The sequence below is a fragment of the Chthonobacter albigriseus genome (assembly GCF_013839445.1).
Lineage (GTDB): Bacteria > Pseudomonadota > Alphaproteobacteria > Rhizobiales > Pleomorphomonadaceae > Chthonobacter > Chthonobacter albigriseus.
In genome coordinates this window covers 319,648-335,864 of record NZ_JACDIT010000004.1, presented here as the reverse complement: position 1 = coordinate 335,864, position 16,217 = coordinate 319,648, and the positions used below count along the sequence as shown (strand labels likewise).

The window sequence follows — 16,217 nt, the reverse complement described above, 5'->3', positions numbered from 1 at the left end:
AACAGGACGACCTTCGCACGCAGGCATCGCCGTGAAACCGGGCCCCGCACGACCGTCGTGCTGGGCCAGCAGCCTGTCGGTATAGCCGGTCGCCGTTAAGTCGGCGTGTCCTCCAGCATCCGGTTTGTGGCGGGTCCGTTCAGCCATTCTTCACGCAAACGAAAAGCGGCCCGGGATCGCTCCCGGGCCGCCTGGTCTGCCTCGTCCGATCCCCTTGGGATCAGCGGTCCGATCCTTCCGGATCAGACGGAATAGTACATGTCGAACTCGACGGGATGCGGGGTCATCTCGTAGCGCATGTTCTCTTCCATCTTCAGCTCGATCCAGCTGTCGATGAAGTCGTCGTCGAACACGCCGCCGGCCTTCAGGAAGTCGCGGTCGGCGTCGAGCGAAGCCAACGCCTCGCGCAGTGAACCGGCCACCGTCGGGATCGCCTTCAGCTCTTCCGGCGGCAGGTCGTAGAGGTTCTTGTCCATGGCCGCGCCGGGGTGGATCTTGTTCTTGATGCCGTCGAGGCCGGCCATCAAGAGCGCGGTGAAGCAGAGGTAGGGGTTCGCCGCCGGATCCGGGAAGCGGGTCTCGACGCGCTTCGCCTTCGGGTTGGTGGTGTAGGGAATGCGGCAGGAGGCCGAGCGGTTGCGCGCGGAGTAGGCGAGCAGCACCGGCGCCTCGTAGCCCGGGACCAGACGCTTGTAGGAGTTGGTCGACGGGTTGGAGAAGGCGTTGATGGCCTTGGCGTGCTTCAGGATGCCGCCGATGTAGTAGAGGCAGGTCTCGGAGAGGTCGGCGTACTGGTTGCCGGCGAAGACCGGCTTGCCTTCCTTCCAGATCGACTGGTGCACGTGCATGCCCGAGCCGTTGTCGCCGAAGACGGGCTTCGGCATGAACGTCGCGGTCTTGCCGTAGGCGTTGGCGACCTGATGGATCACGTACTTGTAGATCTGCATCTGGTCGGCCATGAGGGTCAGCGTGTTGAACTTCATGCCGAGTTCATGCTGAGCCGAGGCCACCTCGTGGTGGTGCTTCTCGACGGTGACGCCCATCTCGGCCATGACCGAGAGCATCTCGGAGCGCATGTCCTGGAGGCTGTCCACCGGGGGAACCGGGAAATAGCCGCCCTTCTTGCGGACGCGGTGGCCGAGGTTGCCGGACTCGTAATCGGTGTCCGAGTTGGTCGGCAGTTCGGCGCTGTCGATCTTGAAGCCCGTGTTGTAGGGCTCGGAAGCGAACTTGACGTCGTCGAACACGAAGAACTCGGCCTCGGGGCCGAAGAACACCTTGTCGCCGATGCCGAGCGAGGCGACGTAAGCCTCGGCCTTCTTGGCGATCGAGCGCGGGTCGCGGTTGTAGGGCTCGCCGGAGATCGGGTCGACGACGTCGCAGAAGATCACCATCGTCGACTGCGCGAAGAACGGATCCATGTGCGCCGTCTCGGGGTCGAGGATCAGCGTCATGTCGGACTCGTTGATCGCCTTCCAGCCGGCGATCGAGGAACCGTCGAACGCGGTGCCTTCGGCGAAGATGTCCTCGTCGATGAGACCGACATCGAACGTCACGTGCTGCATCTTACCGCGTGGGTCGGTGAAACGCAGGTCCACGAACTTGACGTCGTTGTCCTTGATCCTCTTCAAGATGTCGGCAGCAGTGGTCATAGGCCCTTCCTTTCGGGTGTTCTCTTGACAGTCGGCCCGGTCCCTTTTCGCCCGGGCGCATTGGTATCGGCCGTCCGCGTCGGGACCGCAGCGCGCCTCGTCAGATGGCGTCGTTGCCGGTCTCGCCGGTACGGATGCGGACCGCTTCCTCGATCGGGGAGACGAAGATCTTTCCGTCGCCGATGCGGCCGGTCTGGGCGGCGTTGCGGATCGCGTCGACGGCCTTTTCGACCATCTCGTCCGACAGCACCACTTCCACCTTCACCTTCGGCAGGAAGTCGACGACATATTCGGCGCCCCGGTAGAGCTCGGTGTGGCCCTTCTGGCGTCCGAAACCCTTCGCCTCGGTCACGGTGATGCCCTGCAGGCCAACTTCCTGCAGCGCCTCCTTCACCTCGTCGAGTTTGAAGGGCTTGATGATTGCCTCGATTTTCTTCATCGCCTCCCTGTCCTTGCCGCTGGAATCGACCGCCTCATACGGCCAAGACGCACCACTCCTAGCACGGGCTGTGCCATTCGAACCCGCCGCCTCGGACTGGCGCAAAATGAGGCGAGGCCGACAATGCCGTTCGCACCTTGGGCAAGCAAGGCCGAATGTTGGGCTCAAAACTTGTGCAATTGCATATTGCTTGTGCACAATTCTGGTTCGCAGCAGCGTAGCCCGGCTGACATCGTTGGCGGGGACTCGTCCACCGCGCCGCGGCGGCCGGGCCGGCATGCCTGCGGCATCGGCAACGGCCGCCGGAACGGGTGGCGCGGAATCCGGCGGACCGTTCCGGCGTGGCCACGTCGGACGGTTTGCGGCTAAGGTCGAGACGGTCCAGCAAGACGACGAGGCGAGCGGACATGAGCCAACCCACGTTCCCCGCCAGCATGGCGCTCCTGACGCCCGCTGAGATGGCCCGCGCGGACGCGGCGACCATCGCCGCGGGCACGCCGGGCTCCGTCCTGATGGAGAACGCCGGCTATGCCGTGGCCGACGACATCTCCGCCCGCCATCTGCAGGGAACACGGGTCGCGGTCGTCTGCGGGCCAGGCAACAACGGCGGCGACGGCTTCGTGGTGGCGCGGGTGCTGGCCGAACGCGGCTTCATCGTGCGCCTCGCCCTCCTCGGCGACCGCTCCGCCCTGAAGGGGGATGCGGCCTGGGCCGCCGGCCGCTGGAGGGGTGCGGTGGAGCCGGCCGCTCCCGACGTGCTCGATGGCGCGACGGTGATCATCGACGCGCTGTTCGGCGCGGGACTGGCCCGGCCCCTCGATGGCGACGCCGCCACCATGGTCGAGGCGATCAACGCCGCCGGACGCGGCGGAGCGATCGTCGTCGCGGTGGACCTGCCGAGCGGCATCGACGGGCGAACGGGCGCGGTGCTCGGGACAGCGGTCGAGGCGCGTCGGTCGGTGACCTTCTTCCGCCGCAAACCCGGACACCTCCTGATGCCCGGCCGTGCAAACGCCGGACGGGTCATCGTCGCCGACATCGGGATTCCCGACCGCGTCCTTTCCGAGATCGCACCGACCACGGCGGCCAACGGGCCGGGCCTCTGGGCCGCTGCCTGGCCGCGGCCGTCGCTCGACGCGCACAAGTACAGCCGCGGCGCCGCGCTCGTCGCGTCCGGTCCGGCGCAGTCTTCCGGGGCGGCGCGGCTGGCGGCACATGCGGCTCTACGGGCGGGGGCGGGCATCGTCACGGTCGCCGCGCCCGCCGATGCGGTGCCGGTGGTCGCCGGCACCAAGGCCGCCTTCGTGGTGAAACGCTGCGACTCCACCGTCGCCTTTCATGCGCTCGCCGTTGAGGAGCGGCTTCGGGCCGTGATCGTCGGCCCCGGACTCGGCACGGACGCGGACACCGTCCGTTTCATCTCCAGCGCGCTCGCCGGCCCGGCGGCCGTGGTGCTCGACGCCGACGCGATCACGGTGGCGGCAGGCGTGCGGGACGACGTCTTCGGCCCTATCCGGTCGCGCCGGCAGCCGGTGGTGCTCACCCCGCACGAAGGAGAGTTCCGGCGGCTGTTCCCGGATGCCGTGGGATCGAAACCCGACCGGGCGCGGCAGGCCGCGGCGGAGTCCGGCGCGATCGTGGTCCTCAAGGGCCCGGACAGCGTCATCGCCGGCCCGGACGGGTTCGCCGCCATCAACGAAAATGCGCCGCCGCACCTGGCGACGGCAGGCTCGGGCGATGTCCTCGCCGGCATCATCGGCGGTCTTCTCGCGCAAGGGCTCTCCGGCTTCGAGGCGGCGGCGATCGGCGCCTGGATCCACGGCGAAGCCGGCACCGTCGCCGGGGCCGGTTCGATCGCCGACGACATCGCCGAAGCGGTGCGGGACGTGATGCGCGCCGGACTGCCCGAGGAGGGCTGACCCGCCGAGTCAGCCGCGGCGGAGCAGACCGTCGAGCCCGAGCTTGCCGCCGCCATAGACCACCAGCGCCAGGGCCATCGCGGCCCACGGCAGATGGAAGTTCGCCCAGCCGTCCGGAACCGTCAGCTGGATCACTGCCGTCATCGCCAGAATCCCGAGCGCGGCGAAGCGGGTTCCGAGGCCGAGTACCAGAAGGATCGGCAGCAGGATCTCGCCGATCCCCGCGAGGTGCGCCATCAGGATCGGAGCGGGGTAGGGCACCATCGCCCCGAACAGGTGCAGCCGGAATTCCTCGGTGAACAGGAACGCCGCGCCATCGGACAGGTTCAGGAACCCGTCCCACTTGGTCAGGCCCGAGCGGAAGAACGGGACGGCGAGGGCGACGCGCAGCGCGAGGAGCGGCAGCGAGGCGGGGACTGCCGCGAGCCAGCCCTCGATGCGGGCGAGCGTGCTCAGGACCGTGCCGGCGCGGCTGGTGGGGACTGTGTCGGTGGGCGTCATGACGGTCACTCCGAGAAGGGGTCGATGAAGGCGCCGAGCCGGGCGATCCCGACCAGCGCGCGTCCGAAGTCGAAGGCGGGATCGGCGGAGGCATCCTCGGCGGCGTCGGCCAGGGTGCGCCCGGCGAAGAGGGCGGCGGCGAAAACGCTGTCGGCGACCGGCAGGCGATGGACCTGCACGTCCGCATCGGGCCGGACGATCAGCACGGTTTCGGCGGTCCAGGATGGAATTGGCCCGACTTCCGCCTCCGCATGCGCCGCCCAGATCGAACCGACCGGGTGGGAGGATCGGATCAGGTGCGCCGAAGGGTGCAGGTCCACCGGCCGGGTCAGTGTGGCCGGGAGCCAGTCGCCGAGCCGCTCGGCCGGCAGGGCCGGCGCGTCGGCCGCGTGGTAGGCGTCGGTCCAGGCTGCTTCCAGCCGGGCGACGTCGGCGAGGTAGGGCACGCCGGCGGCGGGCGGGAAGCCCTCCACGAAGTCGGGGAAGCGGTCGCCATAGCGCGCCAGGATCGGGCTCTCCGGGCGGTGGTCGGCCGCAAAGGCGCGTGCCATGGCCCGGAAGAATGCCTCTCCGGTCAGCCGGAGCGTCACCGGAAAGCGGGCGGCGAGCGCATCCACCAGCGCGACGAAGACGTTGTTCCGGTAGACGGCGAAGCGCGCGGCGTCCGACCGTCCGCGTGCGGTGGTGACGCCCTTCGGCGTCGTCGCAACAGGCCCCAGCAGCGCCGCCGCGAAGTCGTTGACGGTGATGGCGGCGGACATCACGCCACCTTCAGCGCATGCCTGGCCACGTCGGCAATGGCGCGGTCCACGCGCGTCGCCTCGGCCAGGAGGTCGGGGAAGGCCGGTACATCGTTGTCCCACTCCACCAGGGTGGGCATTGCGCCGATGCGGCCGAGCAGGTGCCGGTAGAGGGCGAAGACGTCGGGCCGCACGGCGCTCCCGTGCGCGTCGATCAGCAGCCGGGCGCCTTCGCCGTCGACCGTCTCGTCGTAGCCGGCAAGGTGGATCTCCCCGACGTGGTCGAGCGGGAATCGGTCGATGTAGGCGACCGGATCCCAGCCGTGGTTCACGGACGACACCATCACGTTGTTGACGTCGAGGAGCAGGCCGCAGCCCGTGCGGTCAGCGATGGCGGCGAGGAAGTCGATCTCGTCGATCCGGCTTTCCTCGAAGAGAAGGTAGGTGGAGGGGTTCTCCAGCAGCATCCGGGTGCCGAGCGTATCCTGCACCTCGCAGACATGCGCGGCGACGGTCGCCAGCGTCTCTTCCGTGTAGGGCAGCGGCAAAAGGTCGGGGATGTAGGCGGTCTCGTGGGTGGACCAGGCCAGGTGTTCGGAAAAGGACTGCGGCCGGTAGCGGTCGATCAGTCGGCGCAGGCGCTTCAGGTGCTCGCGGTCGAGCGGCCGGGCCCCGCCGATCGACAGACCGACGCCGTGCAGCGACAGCGGATAGCGTTCGGCGATCGCCGAGAGATAGCGATGGGGAGGGCCGCCGTCGCCCATGTAGTTCTCCGCGTGAACCTCGAAGAAGCCCACGTCCGGGGCGGTCGACAGGATCTCGGCGTAGTGCTCGGGCTTCAGGCCGAGGCCGGCGCGCGGGGGCAGAGTGGCGGTGGGTGTCATAGGCAGGCACTCCCGATCGATGGCGTGTAACGGAGCGGGAGGCCTCCCCGGCCTCCCGTCCGCAGCGGCGCGTCAGCCCTTCGGCAGGTCGCGCTCGAGCGGCTCCAGCGAGCCCATGCGGCCGTCCGGCGCGGTCATCGTGGCGCAGGTGCCGGCGGGCACGGCCTTCCAGGCGTTGCCCTGGAAGTCGATCGTGGAGGTGCCGGCGCAGGTGGTTCCGGCGCCCGCCTTGCAGTCGTTCTGGCCCTTCAGGGCGACGCCGTAGCACTTCTCCTGGCCGTCCGCGGCAGAAGCCGGAACCGTGAGGGCGCCGAGGGCGGCGGCGAGCGAACCGGCGAGGGCGAGGGCGGTGGTGGTACGGGACATGGGTCGGTCTCTCCAGGCTTATGTTGGGTTCAGGGCGGGGCGGTCATGCCCCACATCCAGCCTTTCGAAGCCATCGCGCCATTCGTTACGGCCAAGCTGCCGTCACACGCACACGTGATAATGACGTGAGCCATTGCCAGGAAATGATCCGTCCTGCAGGTAATGTTCGGCGGTTTGCAGCGAAGATGGAGGAGGAATGGCGTTCACGGGCGAAGAGGAGACGAGGCTCGCCGGCTTGATGCGGGCCGCGCTCGCCGGGGACGAGGCGGCCTACGCCGAGTTCCTGAAGCGGGCGGCCGTCTTCGTCCGCATCGTGGTGCGCCGGAAGGTCGGGTCGTCGTCCGACGGAGAGGATGTTGTGCAGGAAGCGCTGCTTGCGATCCACCTGAAGCGCCATACATGGCGCACCGACGAGCCGATCACGCCGTGGCTGGCGGCGATCACCCGCTACAAGGTGATCGACGCGTTCCGTCGGCGCGGACGGCGCGGCGAGGTCGACATCGAGGACTTCGAGGAGAATCTGGAGGCGCCGTCTGCCGACACCGGCCACGAGCGCGACATCGGCCGCGCCCTGGACTCGCTGGCACCAGGCCAGCGCCGGGTCGTCGCCGCGCTGACGGTGGAAGGGCGCAGCGTGCGCGAAACGGCGGCCGCGCTGGGCCTTACGGAAAACGCGGTGCGCGTGGCGCTCCATCGCGGGCTCGCGGCGATCGCGGCCCGGTTCGGACGGACTTGAGACATGAAGACGGAAGACCTCATCCACGCCCTTGCCGCCGACGGAGCCGTCCGTCCGGTCTCGCTCGCGCGGGCCTTTGCGATCGCCGGGGCCGTGGCGGTCGCCTACGCCGGCCTCGTCTTCGCGATCGGCTACGGCCCGCGTCCCGACGTGGCGGCTGCCATCGAGACGGTGCGGTTTCCGCTGAAGGTTCTGACCGTGCTCCTGTTCGCCCTCGGCATGGCGCGGGTGGCGGGCCGGCTCGCGCAGCCGGGCGCTTCCTTGCCCGTCGGCCTGGCGGCCGGCGCCGTCGGCCTGCTCGCCGCGTCGGTCGCGTTGGAGCTTTTCCTCCTGCCGCGGGAGGCCTGGATGCCCGCTCTGGTCGGCACCAACTCGCTGCTCTGCCTGATGTCGATCCCGCTCCTCGGCGCCGGCGCTCTCGCCGCCAGCCTCCTCGCGCTGCGGCAGGGCGCACCGACGCGTCCGGCGCTTGCAGGCGCGGCCGTCGGGTTGCTTTCCGGCGCGGTCGGGGCTGTGTTCTACGCCGTCCACTGCCCGGACGACTCTCCGCTGTTCGTGGTCACCTGGTACAGTCTTGCGCTGGCGCTGATGACCGGCGTCGGCGCGCTCGCCGGACGTCTGGCGCTGCGCTGGTGACGGCCATGGCCGAGGACGGCGTCTACATCGAGATCCGCGTGATCGGCGCCTCGGCCAAGGTCACGGCGATCGACGCGGCCACGGGTGTCGAGGTCTGCGTCATCGGACCGGCCGGCGCGGCACGGGCGGACCTGGAGCGGCTGGCGCTGCGCAAGCTGGAGAAGCGGCTGAAGGACGCACGTCCTTAGTCGGATCGGCCGGAGTTGCCGCCGGATTCCGCGGTCTCCGCGGCCGGCATCAGGCAAGGTTTCGTCCGGGCCAAGGAAAGCTGAAACGACAGGACGGCCCGTTCGATGCTACCTCCATCGCGTGACGTTTTGCGCGGCAACGCACGTCGCGAACGAGGATTGTCGCGCATCGAGCGACCATGATATCGACCGGGGCATGCATGCCGGGCCGCCGCCTTCCTCCAGCGAAGCGACGGGCACGGGCACCAGCCGGGTCTCCTGAGGGACGGGAAAGCGAACATGTCGAGCACCACCAAGGCCGAATTGACCAGCGCCACCTCCGACTTCTTCAACCGGTCGCTCGCCGACTCCGATCCGGAGCTCGCATCGGCCGTCGCCAAGGAACTCGGCCGCCAGCAGCACGAGATCGAGCTGATCGCCTCGGAGAACATCGTCTCCAAGGCAGTGCTCGAGGCGCAGGGCTCGGTGCTCACCAACAAGTACGCCGAAGGCTATCCCGGCAAGCGCTACTACGGCGGCTGCCAGTACGTCGACATCGCCGAGAACCTGGCGATCGACCGCGTCACCAAGCTGTTCGACTGCAAGTTCGCCAACGTCCAGCCGAACTCCGGCAGCCAGGCCAACCAGGCTGTGTTCCTCGCGCTCGCCAAGCCGGGCGACACCATCCTCGGTCTGGATCTGGCCTCCGGCGGCCATCTCACCCACGGCGCCAAGCCGAACATGTCGGGCAAGTGGTTCAACGCCGTCGCCTATGGCGTGCGGCCGCAGGACCACCGCATCGACATGGACCAGCTGCGCGCGCTCGCCCACGAGCACAAGCCGAAGATCATCATCGCCGGCGGCTCCGGCTACAGCCGGATCTGGGACTTCGCCGGCTTCCGCGCCGTCGCTGACGAGGTCGGCGCCTACCTGCTGGTCGACATGGCCCACTTCGCCGGCCTCGTCGCCGCCGGCCAGCATCCCTCGCCGTTCCCGCACGCCCATGTCGCGACGTCCACCACCCACAAGACCCTGCGCGGCCCGCGCGGCGGCCTGGTGCTGACCAACGACGAGGATATCGCCAAGAAGATCAACTCGGCGGTGTTCCCTGGCCTGCAGGGCGGCCCGCTGATGCACGTCATCGCCGGCAAGGCGGTCGCGTTCGGCGAGGCGCTGAAGCCCGAGTTCAAGCTCTATATCAAGAACGTCGTGGAAAACGCCAAGGCGCTTGCGGAATCGCTGCGTCGTGGCGGCGTCGAGATCGTCTCGGGCGGCACCGACAACCACCTGATGCTGGTCGATCTGCGCCCCAAGGGCCTGACCGGCAAGGCGGTGGAAGCCGCGCTCGGCCGCGCCGACATCACCTGCAACAAGAACGGCGTGCCGTTCGACCCGGAAAAGCCGACCATCACCTCCGGCATCCGTCTCGGTACCCCGGCTGCCACCTCGCGCGGCTTCGGCGTCGCCGAGTTCCAGGAAGTCGGCGAGCTGATCCTGGCGGTGATCGACGGCTTGAAGGCGAACGGCGAAGAGGGCAACGACGCGGTGGAAGCCGCGGTCAAGGCGAAGGTCCGCGCCCTCACCGACCGGTTCCCGATCTACAGCTGAGGGCAGGGCGGCCGCGCCGCTCGTCCCATCTTCCTTCAAGGCCGCGGGCGCGATCCCGCGGCCTTTTTCGTTGCCGCGACAAGCCACTAGCTGAGACGACCGCCTTCGCGGAGCGCCGTTTCCACCCGGCGGCGTCAACCCTGTTTTTGCGAATAATTCTCATTTGCGTTGACTTTGCAAATCGCTCGCATAACTATGTGCAGGAGAAGGTGCAGAGGAGACCTGGATGAGGGTGACGCGGCGATGGATCGTGGTGACGGGGGCGGCGGCTGCGGCCGGGCTGATGCTCGCGCTGCCGCAGCACACGTCGAACGCCCAGTCCGGCAAGCTCCAGGTCGTTGCCACCACCGGCATGATCGCCGACGCGGCCCGCCGGATCGGCGGGGATGCGGTCGAGGTGACCGCCCTGATGGGTTCCGGCGTCGATCCGCACAGCTACCGGCAGACCCGCACCGACATTGTCGCGATGACGCGGGCGGATGTCGTGCTTTGGCACGGGCTCTATCTGGAAGCCCAGATGGAGGAATTCCTCCTGAAGCTGCGCAAGCGCCAGCTGGTCGTGCCGGTCGCCGATGCGCTGCCGCGCGACCGCCTGCTCGCCCACGAGGACTACCAGGACCGCTTCGACCCGCACGTCTGGATGGACCCGGACCTCTGGTCCGGCGTCGTCCCGGTCGTGCGCGACGCCCTCGCCGAGGCCCGTCCGGAGAACCGCGCGGTGTTCGAGGCGAACGCCGCCTCCGTTCTCCGCGACTTCGCGGAGGTCTCCGCCTACGCCAAGGGCGTGCTCGGCTCGGTGCCGGCGGAGAAGCGCATCCTCCTCACCGCCCATGACGCGTTCAACTATTTCGGACGTGCCTACGGATACGAGGTGCTCGGCATCCAGGGCATCTCCACCGAAAGCGAGGCGGGCCTCAACCGGATCGAAGATCTCGTCGACCTGATCGTCGAGCGCGACGTCGGCGCCATCTTCGTGGAGTCCTCGGTCTCCGACCGCAACATCCGCGCCCTCATCGAAGGCGCGGCCGCCCGCGGCCACAAGGTCGTGGTGGGCGGCGAGCTGTTCTCCGACGCGATGGGCGCGGATGGCACCTATGAAGGGTCCTACGTCGGCATGATCGATCACAACGCCACCACCATCGCCCGTGCCCTCGGCGGCTCCCCGCCCGCGCGTGGCATGCGCGGCCAGCTTGGCCAGGGAACGCGGTCATGACGCCGGACGGTTCCGCCGCCAAGGTCGTCGAGGAGGATCCGGGCCTGCCGCTCGCCGTCCGCGGCATGACCGTCGCCTACGGCGAAAAGCCGGTCGTGTTCTCCGTTGACGCCCGCTTCCCGGCGCAGTCGATGACCGCGATCATCGGGCCGAACGGTGCCGGCAAGTCGACGCTCCTGAAGGCGACGCTCGGGGTCGTCCCGTCGCTGTCCGGCTCGGTGTCCGTCTACGGCCAGCCGATCGCCAAGGCCCGCCACCGCATCGCCTACGTGCCGCAGCGGGCCTCGGTCGATTGGGATTTCCCCGCCCGTGTCGTCGACGTGGTGGCGATGGGCCTCTACCGCGAACTCGGGCTTCTCGGCATGGTCTCGCGCAAGCAGCGCGCGACGCTGATGCACTGCCTCGAGCGGGTCAACATGGCCGACTTCGCGGGCCGGCAGATCGGCCAGCTCTCCGGCGGCCAGCAGCAGCGCGTTTTCCTGGCGCGGGCGCTCGCCCAGAACGCGGATCTCTATCTCCTCGACGAGCCGTTCGCCGGCGTCGACGCGGCCACCGAACGGGCGATCATCGACGTTCTGAAGGGTTTGAAGGCGGAGCGGCGGACCATCGTCAGCGTCCACCACGACCTTTCCACCGTGACCGACTATTTCGACCGGGTTCTTCTCCTCAACATCCGCAAGATCGCGGAAGGGCCTACCGCGACCACCTTTACCGCGGCCAACCTCCAGGCGACCTACGGCGGCCGTCTCGCGGCCACGCAGATCAACGACCTGGGCCTCGCCCACGCGGGAGCCTGAGGCATGCACCCGATCCTCGAGGCGCTGCTGCTTTCGGCCGGCTACAACTCCGCCCTGGTGGCGATCGGGGCCGGCCTCCTCGGTGCGGCGGCCGGTGCGGTCGGTACCTTCCTGTTCCTGCGCAAGCGCTCCCTGGTCAGCGACGCCATTTCGCACGCCACGCTGCCTGGGATCGGACTCGCCTTCATCCTGATGGTCGCCCTCGGCGGCGACGGGCGGAACCTCCTCGGCCTGATGGCCGGCTCGGCGGTCACCGCCTGGCTCGGCCTCACCCTGGTGGAATGGGCGTCCCGGCGCACCCGCCTTGCGGAGGATGCAGCCATCGGCGCGGTGCTCTCGGTCTTCTTCGGTTTCGGCATCGTGCTCCTCACCGTCATCCAGGGCATGTCCGCCGGCAAGCAGGCGGGCCTGCAGGGCTACCTGCTCGGCTCCACCGCCGGTATGCTGCTGCAGGACGCGGTGGTGATCGCGGTCGGCGGCCTGCTTGCCGCCGCCGTCGTCGTGCTGCTGCGCCGACCGATGACCCTGGTGTCCTTCGACCCGGAGTTCGCCGCCGCCGCCGGCTATGACGTGCGCCGCATCGATCTTGCGATGCTCGGCCTCGTGATGGCCGTCACGGTGGTCGGGCTGAAACTGGTCGGCCTCGTCCTAATTGTTGCGCTGCTCATCATCCCGCCCGTCACCGCGCGGTTCTGGACCAACCGCAGCGACGTCGCGGTGCTTCTTTCCGCCGCCTTCGGAGCGGTCTCCGGCTATGTCGGCTCGTCCATTTCCGCCTCCGCCCCCGATCTGCCGACTGGCCCGATCATCGTCCTTTCCTGTTTCGCGCTCTTCGCCGTCTCGCTTCTCTTTGCGCCCGACCGCGGCGTCGTCGCCTCGCTGGTCCGGCACCGCCGCTTCCAGCTCAAGGTCCACCGCCGGCAAGGGCTGCTGGCGCTCGCGCACGGCGAACCGATCTACGACCGGCTGACGCTGTCGGTGCTGAAGCGCGGCGGCTATCTCCGGCCGGACGGCGTACCCACCGACCTTGGCCGCGACCAGGCCGCGCATGCCTACTGGGACGAACGTCGCTGGGAGGTCGCCCGCCGCATCCACCAGGCCGAGGCGCTCGCCGGCCGATACGACGGCCTGACGCCGATGGAAGCCGTGTTCACCGCCGACGAGATTGCGGCGATCGACCGGCAGCTCGGTCCGGTGTCCCCGGCGGGGAGGACCTGACCCATGGGCGCCGATTTCGTCCAGCTCAGCCTGACACCGATCCTGATCGGCGTCCTTGCCGCCGTCGCCTGTGCCATTCCCGGCAACTTCCTGATCCTGCGCCGGCAGGCGCTGATCGGCGACGCGATCAGCCATGTGGTGCTGCCGGGCATCGTGCTCGCCTTCCTGGTCACCGGCTCGCTCGGCACCTGGCCGGTGCTCGCCGGCGCGGCTGGGGCGGCTGTTGTTGCGGCGTTGATGATCGAGGCGATCAAGCGGCTCGGCCGGATCGAGCCCGGGGCGGCGATGGGCGTCACCTTCACCTCGCTGTTCGCCCTCGGCGTGCTGATCCTTGAACAGAGCGACACCAGCACCGTCCACCTCGACGTGGAGCACGCCCTCTACGGCAACCTGGAAAGCCTGATCTGGCTCGACGCGACCGGCTGGGAATCCCTGATCGACCCGACCGCGCTGACGCTCATGCCGCCGGAGCTGATCCGCATGGCGGCCGTGACCCTCCTCGTCGGCGCGCTCGCCGCCGTGTTCTGGCGGCCGCTGAAGATCTCCACCTTCGACGAGGGGTTCGCGACCGCGGTCGGCATCCCCACCCGCGGCCTCGGCTTCGCGCTCGTCATCGTCTCGGCGCTGGCGGCCGTCGCGGCCTTCGACGCGGTCGGTTCGATCATCGTCATCGCCATGTTCGTCTGCCCGCCGGCGGCGGCTCGGATGATGACCGACAGCCTGGAACGACAGGTCGGCTGGAGCATCGTCTTCGCCGCGCTGTCCGCCTTCCTTGGCTACGTGATCGCCGGCTACGGCCTCACCTGGTTCGGCATACGGGCGGCGGTCAGCGGCGCCGGCATGATCGCCACCGTCTCCGGCGTCATCCTGGCGCTCGCCTGCCTCTTCGGCCCGCACCGCTCGCGGATCGGCGCTCCCAGCGCATCCTGAGCGGGCGAGCACGGTCGCACGAGCGCCGCCTTTGCGGCTATCATCCGGCCGACCAAGCGATTCCCCCCGGAAAGACGAAGAACCCGATGCGTTGCCCCTATTGCGGCGGTGAAGACACCCAGGTGAAGGACAGCCGGCCCACGGAGGACGGCACCGCGATCCGGCGCCGGCGGGTCTGCTCTACCTGCGGGGGGCGCTTCACCACCTTCGAACGCGTCCAGCTGCGCGAACTCACCGTCGTCAAGAGATCGGGACGCCGCGTGCCGTTCGACCGCGACAAGCTCGCCCGGTCGGTCGAGGTGGCGCTGCGCAAGCGGCCTGTCGATCCGGAGAAGGTGGAGCGGATGGTCAACGGCATCGTCCGCCAGCTGGAAAGCTCCGGCGAGACGGAGGTGCCGGCCGAGCAGGTCGGCAAGTTGGTGATGGAGGGGCTGAAGGGTCTCGACGATGTCGCCTACGTGCGGTTCGCCTCCGTCTACCGCAACTTCCGCGACGCCGCCGACTTCTCCTCCGTTCTCGGCGAACTGTCCTCGGACGGCGACGACTGACCGCTCACGCGATCGGCACCGATCCAGGGCCGGATGCCGGTTGCAGGCGGCGGCGCGCCATGGCACAGGTCTGGCCGCAGCAGAGCCAATCCGGATGATGCGATGATCCCTGTTTCCCCGCGTACGCAGCCCGGGCTCGTGACGGAAACCGACCGCCGGTTCATGGCGGCCGCGATCGCGCTCGGCCGGCGGAACAACGGGCGGGCGTGGCCCAACCCGTCCGTCGGAGCGATCCTGGTGCGCAAGGGACCGGCGGGACCCGTCGTCGTCGGCCGCGGCACCACGGCACCCGGCGGACGCCCCCACGCGGAGGTGATCGCGCTCGGCGAAGCCGGCGCGGCCGCCCGGGGCGCCACGGCCTACGTCACGCTGGAGCCCTGCGCCCACCACGGTAAGACGCCGCCCTGTTCGGAGGCGCTGGTGCGGGAGGGCGTTTCGCGGGTGGTGGTCGGCATCGAGGATCCGGACCCCCGCGTGCGCGGCAAGGGGCTCGACCTGCTCGCCCGGCACGGCATCACCGTCGTTTCCGGCGTGCTCGCCCGCGAGGCGGAGCGGCTTCACGCGGGTCACATCCGCCGGGTCCTCAGCGGACGCCCCCACGTTTCCCTGAAGCTCGCGCTGTCGGCGGACGGCTTCATCGGCCGCGCCGGCGACGGGCAGGTGGCGATCTCCTGCCCGCTCTCCAAGGCCTACGCGCACACGCTCCGGGTGGAGAACGAGGCGATCATGGTGGGCATCGGCACGGTGCTCGCCGACGATCCGGAACTCACCTGCCGGCTGCCGGGGCTGCTCGAGCGCTCGCCGATCCGGGTGATCGCGGATGCCGACGCGCGGACGCCGCCGGCCGCCAAGATCGTCACTTCCGCCCGCGCCATCCCGACCTGGATCGTCGTCGCACCGGACGCGCCGGAGAGCCGCGTCGGGCCGTTGATGGACGCCGGTTGCCGGATCTTCGTCGCGGAGCGCACCGCGCTCGGGCGGCTTGACCTCTCCGACCTCCTCTTCCAGCTCGGCCGCGAGGGCATCACCCGCGTCGTCAGCGAGGGCGGGGCGACGATCGCGCGCTCGCTCCTGGAGGCGGGGCTCGCCGACGAGCTTCATTTCGTGCACAGCCCGAAGGTGGTCGGCGACGGCGGTGTCCCCGCGCTCGCCGGCCTCAACGTCGCGGCGATCGAGCGCAACCCGCGTTTCGAGGTCGTGGAGAAGCGCCGGCTCGGCGACGACACGCTCGTCCATCTGTTCGCAAGGGAGATCGGCTGATGTTCACCGGCATCGTCACGGATGTGGGCGAGGTCGCGGCGCTGGTGCCGCGCGAGACCGGCGTCAAGCTCCGGATCGCCACGGCCTACGATCCCGAGACCATCGCCCTCGGCGCCTCGATCGCCTGCGCCGGCGCCTGCCTCACCGTGATCGAGCGCGGGATCGACGGCAACCGCCGCTTCTTCGACGTCGAGGCGTCGGTGGAGACGCTCGACAAGACCACGCTCGGCGACTGGCGGGTCGGCACCCGCATCAACCTGGAGCGGGCGCTGAAGATCGGCGACGAACTCGGCGGCCACATCGTCACCGGCCATGTCGACGGCGTCGCCACGCTGGCCGCGCGCGACGACGTCGGCGACATGGCCCGCCTCACCTTCGAGGCGCCGCACGCGCTGGCGCGGTTCATCGCCCAGAAGGGCTCCGTCACGCTCGACGGCACGTCGCTCACCGTCAACGACGTGGAGGGCGACCGCTTCTCCGTGATGCTGATCCCGCACACGCTGGCGATGACCACCTGGGGCGCGAGCCGCGCCGGCGACCGGGTCAACCTCGAGGTCGACACCATGGCCCGCTACGCCGCACGCCTGATCGAAGCCGGCTGAG

General features: G+C 69.4%; 18 protein-coding genes. 12 read left to right on the top strand and 6 right to left on the bottom strand.

All coding sequences use genetic code 11. The features are described from left to right. Positions 1-242: 242 nt before the first annotated feature. Positions 243-1,652, bottom strand: a complete 1,410-nt coding sequence (gene glnA / locus HZ321_RS13860) for a type I glutamate--ammonia ligase (RefSeq protein WP_181702948.1) — start codon at positions 1,650-1,652, stop codon at positions 243-245. A gap of 100 nt (positions 1,653-1,752) precedes the next feature. Continuing rightward, positions 1,753-2,091, bottom strand: coding sequence for a P-II family nitrogen regulator (locus HZ321_RS13855; protein WP_181702946.1), 339 nt, complete (start codon positions 2,089-2,091; stop codon positions 1,753-1,755). Between the two features lie 434 nt (positions 2,092-2,525). Between HZ321_RS13855 and HZ321_RS13850 the strand changes: the two genes are divergently transcribed. Continuing rightward, entirely contained in the window at positions 2,526-4,010 is a 1,485-nt protein-coding gene (locus tag HZ321_RS13850; RefSeq protein WP_181702995.1) for an NAD(P)H-hydrate dehydratase, read from the top strand. Between the two features lie 9 nt (positions 4,011-4,019). On the opposite strand, the gene HZ321_RS13845 is transcribed toward HZ321_RS13850, so the two are convergent. From HZ321_RS13845 to HZ321_RS13830, 4 genes are all read right to left on the bottom strand, one after another. After that, complete coding sequence (locus HZ321_RS13845) at positions 4,020-4,511, bottom strand: DoxX family protein (RefSeq protein ID WP_181702944.1); 492 nt, start codon at positions 4,509-4,511, stop codon at positions 4,020-4,022. 5 nt (positions 4,512-4,516) lie between these two features. Further along, the gene (locus HZ321_RS13840) at positions 4,517-5,272 is read right to left on the bottom strand and encodes an HvfC/BufC N-terminal domain-containing protein (protein WP_181702942.1); all 756 of its coding nucleotides are present in this window, start codon (positions 5,270-5,272) and stop codon (positions 4,517-4,519) included. Continuing rightward, the gene (bufB, locus tag HZ321_RS13835; protein ID WP_181702941.1) at positions 5,272-6,135 is read right to left on the bottom strand and encodes an MNIO family bufferin maturase; all 864 of its coding nucleotides are present in this window, start codon (positions 6,133-6,135) and stop codon (positions 5,272-5,274) included. The genes HZ321_RS13840 and bufB overlap by 1 nt, the downstream gene beginning before the upstream one ends. 72 nt (positions 6,136-6,207) lie before the next feature. Then, positions 6,208-6,501: a BufA1 family periplasmic bufferin-type metallophore gene (locus HZ321_RS13830; protein WP_181702939.1), complete on the bottom strand. Its 294-nt coding sequence runs from the start codon at positions 6,499-6,501 to the stop codon at positions 6,208-6,210. 196 nt (positions 6,502-6,697) lie between these two features. Here HZ321_RS13830 and HZ321_RS13825 point away from each other — a divergent pair, with 196 nt between their 5' ends. The 11 genes from HZ321_RS13825 to HZ321_RS13775 all read left to right on the top strand — a co-directional run bounded on the left by HZ321_RS13825 (position 6,698) and on the right by HZ321_RS13775 (position 16,216). After that, entirely contained in the window at positions 6,698-7,237 is a 540-nt protein-coding gene (locus HZ321_RS13825; protein WP_181702937.1) for a sigma-70 family RNA polymerase sigma factor, read from the top strand. Positions 7,238-7,240: 3 nt separating this feature from the next. Continuing rightward, positions 7,241-7,873 (top strand): NrsF family protein, encoded by a 633-nt coding sequence (locus HZ321_RS13820; RefSeq protein WP_181702935.1) that lies wholly within the window; start codon positions 7,241-7,243, stop codon positions 7,871-7,873. Positions 7,874-7,878: 5 nt separating this feature from the next. Continuing rightward, positions 7,879-8,061, top strand: a complete 183-nt coding sequence (locus tag HZ321_RS13815) for a DUF6898 family protein (protein WP_181702933.1) — start codon at positions 7,879-7,881, stop codon at positions 8,059-8,061. Between the two features lie 279 nt (positions 8,062-8,340). Next, entirely contained in the window at positions 8,341-9,648 is a 1,308-nt protein-coding gene (gene glyA / locus HZ321_RS13810) for a serine hydroxymethyltransferase (protein WP_181702932.1), read from the top strand. A gap of 226 nt (positions 9,649-9,874) precedes the next feature. After that, a complete protein-coding gene (locus HZ321_RS13805; protein ID WP_181702931.1) occupies positions 9,875-10,861 on the top strand; it encodes a metal ABC transporter solute-binding protein, Zn/Mn family in 987 nt (328 codons plus the stop codon). Further along, complete coding sequence (locus HZ321_RS13800) at positions 10,858-11,658, top strand: metal ABC transporter ATP-binding protein (protein WP_181702930.1); 801 nt, start codon at positions 10,858-10,860, stop codon at positions 11,656-11,658. Before HZ321_RS13805 ends, HZ321_RS13800 begins: the two co-directional genes overlap by 4 nt. Positions 11,659-11,661: 3 nt before the next feature. Next, the gene (locus HZ321_RS13795) at positions 11,662-12,876 is read left to right on the top strand and encodes a metal ABC transporter permease (RefSeq protein WP_181702929.1); all 1,215 of its coding nucleotides are present in this window, start codon (positions 11,662-11,664) and stop codon (positions 12,874-12,876) included. Between the two features lie 3 nt (positions 12,877-12,879). After that, complete coding sequence (locus HZ321_RS13790) at positions 12,880-13,806, top strand: metal ABC transporter permease (protein WP_181702928.1); 927 nt, start codon at positions 12,880-12,882, stop codon at positions 13,804-13,806. A gap of 86 nt (positions 13,807-13,892) precedes the next feature. Beyond that, a complete protein-coding gene (gene nrdR, locus HZ321_RS13785; protein WP_181702927.1) occupies positions 13,893-14,354 on the top strand; it encodes a transcriptional regulator NrdR in 462 nt (153 codons plus the stop codon). Positions 14,355-14,456: 102 nt separating this feature from the next. Then, entirely contained in the window at positions 14,457-15,614 is a 1,158-nt protein-coding gene (gene ribD, locus HZ321_RS13780; protein WP_181702926.1) for a bifunctional diaminohydroxyphosphoribosylaminopyrimidine deaminase/5-amino-6-(5-phosphoribosylamino)uracil reductase RibD, read from the top strand. Then, positions 15,614-16,216 (top strand): riboflavin synthase, encoded by a 603-nt coding sequence (locus HZ321_RS13775; RefSeq protein WP_181702925.1) that lies wholly within the window; start codon positions 15,614-15,616, stop codon positions 16,214-16,216. The genes ribD and HZ321_RS13775 overlap by 1 nt, the downstream gene beginning before the upstream one ends. Position 16,217 lies beyond the last annotated feature (1 nt).

Coding starts and splice junctions, on each gene's coding strand:
- glnA (WP_181702948.1), bottom strand. CDS start 1,652: ATGACCACTGCTGCCGACATCTTGAAGAGGATCAAGGACAACGACGTC.
- HZ321_RS13855 (WP_181702946.1), bottom strand. CDS start 2,091: ATGAAGAAAATCGAGGCAATCATCAAGCCCTTCAAACTCGACGAGGTG.
- HZ321_RS13850 (WP_181702995.1), top strand. CDS start 2,526: ATGGCGCTCCTGACGCCCGCTGAGATGGCCCGCGCGGACGCGGCGACC.
- HZ321_RS13845 (WP_181702944.1), bottom strand. CDS start 4,511: ATGACGCCCACCGACACAGTCCCCACCAGCCGCGCCGGCACGGTCCTG.
- HZ321_RS13840 (WP_181702942.1), bottom strand. CDS start 5,272: ATGTCCGCCGCCATCACCGTCAACGACTTCGCGGCGGCGCTGCTGGGG.
- bufB (WP_181702941.1), bottom strand. CDS start 6,135: ATGACACCCACCGCCACTCTGCCCCCGCGCGCCGGCCTCGGCCTGAAG.
- HZ321_RS13830 (WP_181702939.1), bottom strand. CDS start 6,501: ATGTCCCGTACCACCACCGCCCTCGCCCTCGCCGGTTCGCTCGCCGCC.
- HZ321_RS13825 (WP_181702937.1), top strand. CDS start 6,698: ATGGCGTTCACGGGCGAAGAGGAGACGAGGCTCGCCGGCTTGATGCGG.
- HZ321_RS13820 (WP_181702935.1), top strand. CDS start 7,241: ATGAAGACGGAAGACCTCATCCACGCCCTTGCCGCCGACGGAGCCGTC.
- HZ321_RS13815 (WP_181702933.1), top strand. CDS start 7,879: ATGGCCGAGGACGGCGTCTACATCGAGATCCGCGTGATCGGCGCCTCG.
- glyA (WP_181702932.1), top strand. CDS start 8,341: ATGTCGAGCACCACCAAGGCCGAATTGACCAGCGCCACCTCCGACTTC.
- HZ321_RS13805 (WP_181702931.1), top strand. CDS start 9,875: ATGAGGGTGACGCGGCGATGGATCGTGGTGACGGGGGCGGCGGCTGCG.
- HZ321_RS13800 (WP_181702930.1), top strand. CDS start 10,858: ATGACGCCGGACGGTTCCGCCGCCAAGGTCGTCGAGGAGGATCCGGGC.
- HZ321_RS13795 (WP_181702929.1), top strand. CDS start 11,662: ATGCACCCGATCCTCGAGGCGCTGCTGCTTTCGGCCGGCTACAACTCC.
- HZ321_RS13790 (WP_181702928.1), top strand. CDS start 12,880: ATGGGCGCCGATTTCGTCCAGCTCAGCCTGACACCGATCCTGATCGGC.
- nrdR (WP_181702927.1), top strand. CDS start 13,893: ATGCGTTGCCCCTATTGCGGCGGTGAAGACACCCAGGTGAAGGACAGC.
- ribD (WP_181702926.1), top strand. CDS start 14,457: ATGATCCCTGTTTCCCCGCGTACGCAGCCCGGGCTCGTGACGGAAACC.
- HZ321_RS13775 (WP_181702925.1), top strand. CDS start 15,614: ATGTTCACCGGCATCGTCACGGATGTGGGCGAGGTCGCGGCGCTGGTG.